Here is a 7669-nt window from a genome sequence, read left to right as displayed (position 1 = left end):
GCGGCCTGGTATCTGCGCCCCTTGCGTGACCACATTCTCGACGAGCTACGACGATCCGAGCGGTTGTTCGCCGACGAGATAACCGCCCCGGTCCTCGATCCGGGCGCGGGCCGACCAAGACAGGACAGCTCTGGGCCTATGCTCGCGATGATCGACCATGGGGCGGCTGCGATCCGCCGATCGTTGCCTATGTCTATGCGCCAGATCGCAAGGCAAAACGCCCTCACACGCACCTTGGTGATTTCGCGGGCATCCTGCAGGTCGATGGCTATGGCGGCTACGCCGCGCTCGCCCGGCGGCGCCAGCAGATCCGGCTCGCTTTCTGCTGGGCGCACGTCCGCCGCAAGTTCTACGAACTGGCCGACACGTCGCCGGTCGCCACCGAAGTGCTGCGCCGCATTGCCTTGCTCTATGGTGTCGAGGACGAGGTGCGCGGTTCACCCGCCGAGCAACGCTGTGCCGCTCGGACCGAACGCAGCCGCGTCATCGTCGGTGATCTTCATCAATATCTTGCCGCCCCTGGCCGCCAAGTCAGCGCCAAGAGCAAGCTCGGCGAGGCGATCCGCTATGCGCTCACCCGCTGGGATGGACTGTCCCGGTTCATCGACGACGGCCGCATCGAGCTCGACTCCAATACCGTCGAACGCTCGATCCGCCCCCTCGCATTGAATCGCAAAGATGCCCTGTTTGCCGGTTCCGACGAAGGCGGCGACAACTGGGCGGTGATCGCCACGCTCATCGAAAACTGCAAGATCAGCGGCGTCAACCCGCACGGGTGGATGACCCAGACCCTCGTGAAACTTGCCAACGGTCATCCCGCCAACAATCTCGCCCAACTCATGCCATGGTCCACCGTGGCCTGAAAACACCGGTTACATGCTTTCGCTGCTTGGCACTGTTTCGCCTTCCCGTTCTATCTGGTGCGGCGCGAACGATGGCTTGAACGCCGCAACGGCATGGCCGGCGAACGCTGAGTGGCAGCTCCCTTTCCCGGCAGGCAAGGTCTGGCAAGCACCGCACCTGCGGGAACCCGGGGCGAAGGACAACCAGGATCAGGCTGCAAGTGGCGGTGCAGTGTGCGTATCCCAAAGGGCAAGAATGCTGCGGAGTGCGGTTACAAAGGCCAAAGGCTGATCGAGCATCAGATGGTGACGGGCTTCAGGCACCGCGATGATCGGAATGTCACCTCCACCCAGCTCGCGGACGTATTCGGCCGATTCCGGGGTGAAGAGTTGGCTCATACCGCCGTGCACGATTGCCTTCCGGCCCGGTGCCTGCACCAGACGCTCGCCCATGGTGAGCCATTCGTTGGGCTTGTTGCTCCTCCGAAAGACCTCGGTTGAAAACTTCCACGTCCACTCGTCTCCATCCTGTCGCAGGGAATGATAGGCCATGTAGTCCAGAAGGAATGGCTCGCCGACCGGCTGGGGCGGGGAAAGGATGTACCGCTTACGTGCCGTTTCATAGCAAGGATAACGCTTGCTGGGCTTGTCCGGATCGCCGGAACCAGGGCTTGACCGCCTGAGGTTCCAGTACTCTTCCAGGAGAGCGGGCCGCATGATCATGAGATCGCAAACCACCACTCCGGCAAAGGCCTCGGGCCACTGGGTCACGGCTGTCAGGGCTGCGCCCGACCCGAAGCTGTGCGCGATGATTGTCGGCTTTTGGCCATCCGCAAACATATTCAGCGCCTCGGCAATCTCGCGAAACTCGCCCCCTCTCGCCAAGAGGTCGGCGCGACCACGCATGTCGCTGTCGCCCATGCCGGCCAGATCAAACGCCACCACGTCATAATCTTCTGCCAGAAACGGTGCAATGAAGGCAAAGCAGCGCGCATGTGCCAGAAAGCCATGGGTCATCAATACCTTGGGCTTGCTGGGGTCACCCCAGCGGAAATAGTGCGCCTTGGCCCCATCTATTTCCACATAACCTTCTTCGCGGGGCACCTTGAGCGCCGACACGAACCATTCGGGCAGATGTGAGCCGTCGCCAGCCCAAACAGGATCAATGTCCACTGGAAAGTCACTTATTCTGAACATCTCATTCATCAGGTTGCGCTGTCCTTGTTCGCTGGTGTGCTGGCGGCAAAGCCGCGGTAGGCATCGCGTGCCACATCGCCGCAAATCGCAGCATAGGTCGACACGCTTGGAAAATTGATGAGTTGGCGCTTCTTACCCGGGATGTTTGCGCCCATGTACCAGGAGTCCGCTTCGGGAAAGAGCGTCATAGCGCCAACCTGAGCGACCATTTCGGTCCAGTCCGCCTCTGCTTGCGGATCGGCGTCGAAAAGATCGTAACCGTTGTTTCGCAGCCAGACCATGAAATCGCAGATCCAGTCGCCCTGCATTTCCGCGCTTGTCGGGCCGTTGGAAAAACCCGAGGGGCTCAGGGGTCCGTAAGCGAACAGCATGTTGGGGAAACCCGATACCGCCATTCCCAGATAGGCGCGCAGCCCGTTGTCCCAAGCTTGCGACAGTAACAGGCCGCCCCTGCCGGTGATGTTCATGTCGATCAACCCGCCCCGCCCCGCGTCGAAGCCGGTGGCGAAAACGATGAGATCGCATTCGACCTCGCCGTCTGCGGTTGTGATTGCGTGCGGCCCGACACGGGTGATCGGGTTTGCCTTCAGATCAACCAGCGCAACATTGTCCTGCGCGAAAATCTCGTAATATCCCTGTTCCAGCGAAGGTCGCTTCGTGCCGAACGGATGCGGCGGTTCGGATGGGGCGAGTTTCTCGGCCAGATCGGGATCGGCGATCCGCGCGCGAACCTTGTCGCGCCAGAAATCGTAGGCGTGGCGATTGGCTGCGCGATTGGTAAGCAAGTCGGCGAAGTTGTGGTACCAGAACCTCAATCCGCCTCGCTGCCATAAATCTTCGAAGTGGGCATTGCGCTCAATCTCGTCGACTTCGAGCGCCGAGACTTCAAGTGACTGGCTTTCAAATCCTCCGCTCGTCTGCCTGCGCTGTTCGAAAAGGGCAGGATAGCTGTGCTTTTCGCGTTCCTGATCCTCCCGCGTCAGCCGCTCCTGCCGCATCGGCAGGGCCAGGATCGGGGTTCTTTGGAACAGGATCAGCGCTTCAGCCCGCTTGGCTGCTTCTTGGGCGACCTGCACACCGCTCGCTCCGGTTCCGATCAGGGCAACTTTGCGCCCATCGAGATCAATACCCTCCTGCGACCAGCGCGCCGTGTGGCACCATTCGCCCTCGAAATCCTCAATGCCCGGAATGTCGGGGATATACGGCTTCGACGCAAAACCGAGGGCTGGGAGCAAGAAGCGTGTCGATACGGATTGCCCGCCCTCAAGCTGTAGATTCCATAGTCCCCGCCCTGCATCAAAATCGGCGCTTTCGACCCTCGATCCCATCCGCATCAGCGGCCAAAGGTTCAGCGTATCGCAGACATGGCGGAAATAGGCCCTGAGTTCTTCCCAGCCGGGAAAGCGCTCACTCCAAGTCCATGTCCGCCACACTTCGGGGATCGAGAATTCATAGAGCGGAATCTGCGAATCCACGCGTGCGCCGGGATAGCAATTCCAGTGCCAGATGCCGCCCGGATCGGTCGCAGCATCGACCAGCAGCACGTTGAACCCGGCGTCCCGCAACTTGTGGAGCAAGTAGATCCCGCTGAAGCCAGCACCGATGATCACAGCGTCATAATCGGGCGAAGTCTGATTCGTCATGAAGCGGCAGTCAGGCTCTCGGCAATTGCCTTCGCCGTTGCATAGTCGGCCTTGCCGTTCGATGCGCGCAGGGGGATCTTCGTTGGATATATGGCCTTCGGTGTTTTGTAGCCTGCCAACTGCCCCCGCACATGATCCTTGACGGCTTGCTCGTCGAACGCAACGTCGCCGCTGAGGTGGACGACGGCGGTGACGGCCTGACCCCATTTTTCGTTTGGCACGTCCACGACCAGCGCGTCACCAATCGCGGGATGGGTCTTGAGAATCTCCTCGACTTCCTCGGGGTAAACTTTCTCGCCAGCAGTGTTGATGCAAACGCTGCCACGGCCCAGCAAGGTCAGGCTGCCATCGGCCTCGACCGTGCACCAGTCGCCCGGAATCGAATAGCGGACCCCATCGATTGTGCGGAAGGTCTTGGCGGATTTCTCGGGATCCTTGTAATAACCCGCTGGGATCGCACCCATGAGGGCGATAAATCCCGGTACGCCGCTTCCCGGCGTCACTTTCTGGTCGTTTTCATCAAAGACATGACAGAATTCGCCAATCGCAAATTTCGCGGTGTTGGTGCCCCCTTGCGCGGTTGTGATGGAGCGGCCGAAGCCGAGCCCTTCGGAAGCGCCGAAGCTGTCCATCAGCACCACCTGGGGGATATGCTTGCACAGCCCAGCCTTGACTTCCTTGCTCCACATCACGCCGGATGAAACGATGGTGACGAGGCTGCTGGTATCCCAGCGGCCGGGATTCCGGTCCAGCGCCTGCAGCATTGGCTTGGCAAAGGCATCGCCCACAATTGCGATGCTTTGCACATTATGCTTATCAACTGTTTCCCACAACTCCGTCGCATCGAAGGACGAGTCTGCGAGTGTAACGATGGCGCCGCCCGACATAAGTGTGCCGATCGCGGTGATGAAGCCGGTCCCGTGCATCATCGGGCAGGATGGCAGGGTGCGGTTGCCGGGCCCTTGACTTGTGATCAACGCGACGTGTTCTTCGAGTGTCTGAGGAACGGGGGCGAGCAGCTTCTGGGCCTCGAGCTGTGCTTTGCGCATTTGGTCGTGATGCCACATCACGCCCTTGGGCATGCCCGTCGTGCCGCCGGTATAGATGAAGAGCTGATCTTCGGGAGAGCGCACTATGCCGAGCGCCGATCCGTCGCCTTCTTGCGCGAGTGTTTCGTAAGGGATCGCAAAAGGCGCGATTTGCGAAGCCTCGCCAATTTCCACAAAGGTGTGAACCTTCTCGAGCCGATCCTTGAGCTCGACGATACAGTCGCGGAATTCCGAGCTGTAGACGATCACTTCGCTATCGGAATCGTCGAAGATATAGAAGACCTCCTCGGCGACATAGCGGTAATTGATGTTCACATGGATCAGGCGCCCCTTGAAGCAGGCTGCCATCAACTCGCCATATTCGGGTCGGTTGCGCATATAAAAGGCAACCTTGGCCCCATTGCCGGCTCCGCGCTGCCGGAGCGCGCGGGCAACATTGTTCGAACGTCCCGACATTTCGGGCCAGGTGATGATCCGGTCGCCGTGTATCAGGGCCGGCGCATCCTTTGGCATGACGGGCTCGATAGCGTCGAGAATGTCGCCGAGATTCCAGTCGATCACATTAGTTCCCCTCTCCGAACGGGGTGGCGGCTTTGGCGCACTTCCCTTGGAAGAAACATCACGCAGCTTTGGTCCAGCCCTGAAGTGCCGCAGCCTCCGCCCGGACCGCTTCTGGCCCACCCAGAACCTGCCGGTCGAATCCGATCCGTTTGAACCAGTAATGCAGGCCAAGCAGGTCGGTGAATCCCATTCCGCCGTGCACTTCGGTGGAAGTGCGTGCGACAAATCGATAGACCTCGGCCGTGTGCGATTTGGCATGGCAGGCAAGCAGTGATGCCTCATTCGGCACCGCGTCGAAGGCGTGGGCGGCGTACCAGACGAGCGAACGGCACGGTTCATGCCGCGCGGCCATCTCGGCGCACATATGCTTTACGGCCTGGAAACTACCGATCAGGCGGCCGAACTGTTCGCGCTGACCAGCATAATCGACAGCCCTTTCGATCATGGCCTGACCTGCGCCAAGGCTGTCTGCGGCGAGGATCACGCGGCCCGCATCGCGCAGCCGGGCCACTGTAGCTCCGCCATCGTCAGCCAGTGGTTCCGCTTCGTCCCCGTCAAACCGCAATTCCCCGACGCTACGGGTGCGATCGATGGTCGTCAACGCGATAGCTTCCAGCCCGGACGCCTTGGCACCGACAAGGTGCAGCCTGCCACCGGAATCGGCGACGACGTAGGCATCAGCTCCTTCGAAATCGAGCGCGAACAGGGCGGTGCCGTTGAGCTTCCCGCCGGCAGAGGAAACTCCCGCGCCGTCGCGCACCTCGATCGTCTCGGAAATCGCGACACCGACACGCGCCTCGCCGCTCGCTATCTTTGGCAGCCAGTGGGCCTTTTGCTCCTCGTTGCCAGCTTCGCGCAAGGCGATCGGTGCGAGAACCTGACTGGCGAGAAACGGCACCGGTGCGACCGCATAGCCAAGCTGTTCCGCCACCACCGCCGCGTCGAGCAAGGTCATGCCGAGCCCGCCATGCTCTTCGGGGACGAGCATTCCGGCAACGCCCAGATCGTGGAGGGCGCGCAACACCTGGTCGCTCAACGGATTGTCCCGCTCCGCACATTCGCGGACGTGACTGAGCGGGCTGGTATCGGCGAGGCACCGCGAAACGGCGTCGCGCAACATCTGCTGGTCCTGCGAAAGTCCAAAGTCCATCAGTCTGCTCCCTGCTTCTGTCGCGCCATGTCCGCGGGGTTCGGCTCACGTGGCATTTCAAGGCCGCGTTCGGCGATGATGTTCTTCTGGATCTGAGCGGTCCCGCCGCCGATGATGAGACCGAGTTGGAACATATAGTTCCATTGCCACGCCCCGCCGTCCCGCTCACGCGGGCTGTGGTGATAGAGTATGCCCAGTTCGCCCATGGCGTCGATTGCCAGCGCGGATATCTGGTGAGCGAGTTCACAGCTTTGCAACTTGACGATCAGCTTCGCCATGCCGCCCGGCTCTCCCCTAAGGCTGTTCGAAAGGATGCGCATCCCATTGTATTTCATCGCCGCTACTTCGGCCTGAAGTGCCACTAGCCGGTCGCGCAGTACCGGATTGTCGATCGCGCGACCCTGGCCCAAACGCTCTTCCTGCATCAGTGCGATCAGCGCCTGCAGCCGGTTTTCGAGCGCGTCGGGATCGCCCAGCATTCCGCGCTCATGGCCTAGGGTTGCGTTCGCGACGAACCAGCCCTGGCCCCGCTGGCCGACGATCTGGTGCATGGGGACGCGCACATCGGTGAAGAACGTCTCGTTGAACTCGGCGTGACCGGTCATCGTCTTCAAGGGGCGAACCTCGATGCCCTGCGTGTCCATCGAAAAGATCAGGTAGGAAATGCCGCCATGTTTGGGTGCGTCAGGTTCGGTCCTGACCAGGCAAAAGATCATGTCGGCCTGCTTGGCGGTGCTGGTCCAGATCTTCTGGCCATTGATAACAAATTCGCCGTTTTCGATGTGCGCGCTGGTCTTGAGGTTGGCTAGGTCCGACCCGGCACCGGGTTCGGAATAGCCCTGGCACCATACGATATCGCCTTTCAACGTGGGTTCGATCCAGCGCCGTTTCTGTTCCTCGGTGCCGAGTTCAAGCAGGGTCGGCACGAACATCGAGATTCCCTGATTAGAAAGCCCGCCCGGCACCCTGGCCCGCGCAAATTCCTCTGCGATGATGCGCGATTGGAGAATGTCCGGCTCCGCTCCATAGCCTCCATACTCCTGCGGGATCGTTCGCGCGGTATACCCATGCTCGATCAACAGCTTCTGCCATTCGACTGCCTTGGACGAAGGTCGGGCCGCCCGGTCAGCAGAAGGCGGCGCGAGATGGCGGTGCGCTTCGATGAAAGCCCGCACTTGCTTGCGGAAGACATCGTATTCGGGCCCGTAATCAAGATCCATGACGCTT

5 protein-coding genes and 1 pseudogene are annotated in these 7669 nt (G+C 60.8%); 1 reads left to right on the top strand and 5 read right to left on the bottom strand.

Translation table 11 applies throughout. The features are described from left to right. Window positions 1–863, top strand: a pseudogene (tnpC, locus tag J1N50_RS13225) (IS66 family transposase); the annotation flags it as partial. Window positions 864–1052: 189 nt separating this feature from the next. Here tnpC and J1N50_RS13220 read toward each other — a convergent pair. From J1N50_RS13220 to J1N50_RS13200, 5 genes are read right to left on the bottom strand one after another with little or no spacing between them, the layout of a single operon-like run. Then, on the bottom strand, window positions 1053–2048 hold the full coding sequence (locus J1N50_RS13220; protein ID WP_039575348.1) for an alpha/beta fold hydrolase: 996 nt from the start codon (window positions 2046–2048) through the stop codon (window positions 1053–1055). Beyond that, window positions 2048–3682: a flavin-containing monooxygenase gene (locus J1N50_RS13215; protein WP_054588684.1), complete on the bottom strand. Its 1635-nt coding sequence runs from the start codon at window positions 3680–3682 to the stop codon at window positions 2048–2050. Before J1N50_RS13215 ends, J1N50_RS13220 begins: the two co-directional genes overlap by 1 nt. Further along, a complete protein-coding gene (locus J1N50_RS13210; RefSeq protein WP_136173729.1) occupies window positions 3679–5292 on the bottom strand; it encodes an acyl-CoA synthetase in 1614 nt (537 codons plus the stop codon). Before J1N50_RS13210 ends, J1N50_RS13215 begins: the two co-directional genes overlap by 4 nt. Before the next feature lie 58 nt (window positions 5293–5350). Then, on the bottom strand, window positions 5351–6442 hold the full coding sequence (locus J1N50_RS13205; RefSeq protein WP_054588686.1) for an acyl-CoA dehydrogenase family protein: 1092 nt from the start codon (window positions 6440–6442) through the stop codon (window positions 5351–5353). Further along, on the bottom strand, window positions 6442–7662 hold the full coding sequence (locus tag J1N50_RS13200) for an acyl-CoA dehydrogenase family protein (RefSeq protein ID WP_054588687.1): 1221 nt from the start codon (window positions 7660–7662) through the stop codon (window positions 6442–6444). Before J1N50_RS13200 ends, J1N50_RS13205 begins: the two co-directional genes overlap by 1 nt. Between the last annotated feature and the right edge of the window lie 7 nt (window positions 7663–7669).

This window comes from Sphingopyxis soli (assembly GCF_018682675.1).
Taxonomy (GTDB): Bacteria; Pseudomonadota; Alphaproteobacteria; order Sphingomonadales; family Sphingomonadaceae; genus Sphingopyxis; species Sphingopyxis soli.
Note: the sequence above shows the minus strand (reverse complement) of the source record. Positions and strands in the feature narration are given on the sequence as shown.

Coding starts and splice junctions, on each gene's coding strand:
- J1N50_RS13200 (WP_054588687.1), bottom strand. CDS start 7,662: ATGGATCTTGATTACGGGCCCGAATACGATGTCTTCCGCAAGCAAGTG.
- J1N50_RS13215 (WP_054588684.1), bottom strand. CDS start 3,682: ATGACGAATCAGACTTCGCCCGATTATGACGCTGTGATCATCGGTGCT.
- J1N50_RS13220 (WP_039575348.1), bottom strand. CDS start 2,048: ATGAATGAGATGTTCAGAATAAGTGACTTTCCAGTGGACATTGATCCT.
- J1N50_RS13205 (WP_054588686.1), bottom strand. CDS start 6,442: ATGGACTTTGGACTTTCGCAGGACCAGCAGATGTTGCGCGACGCCGTT.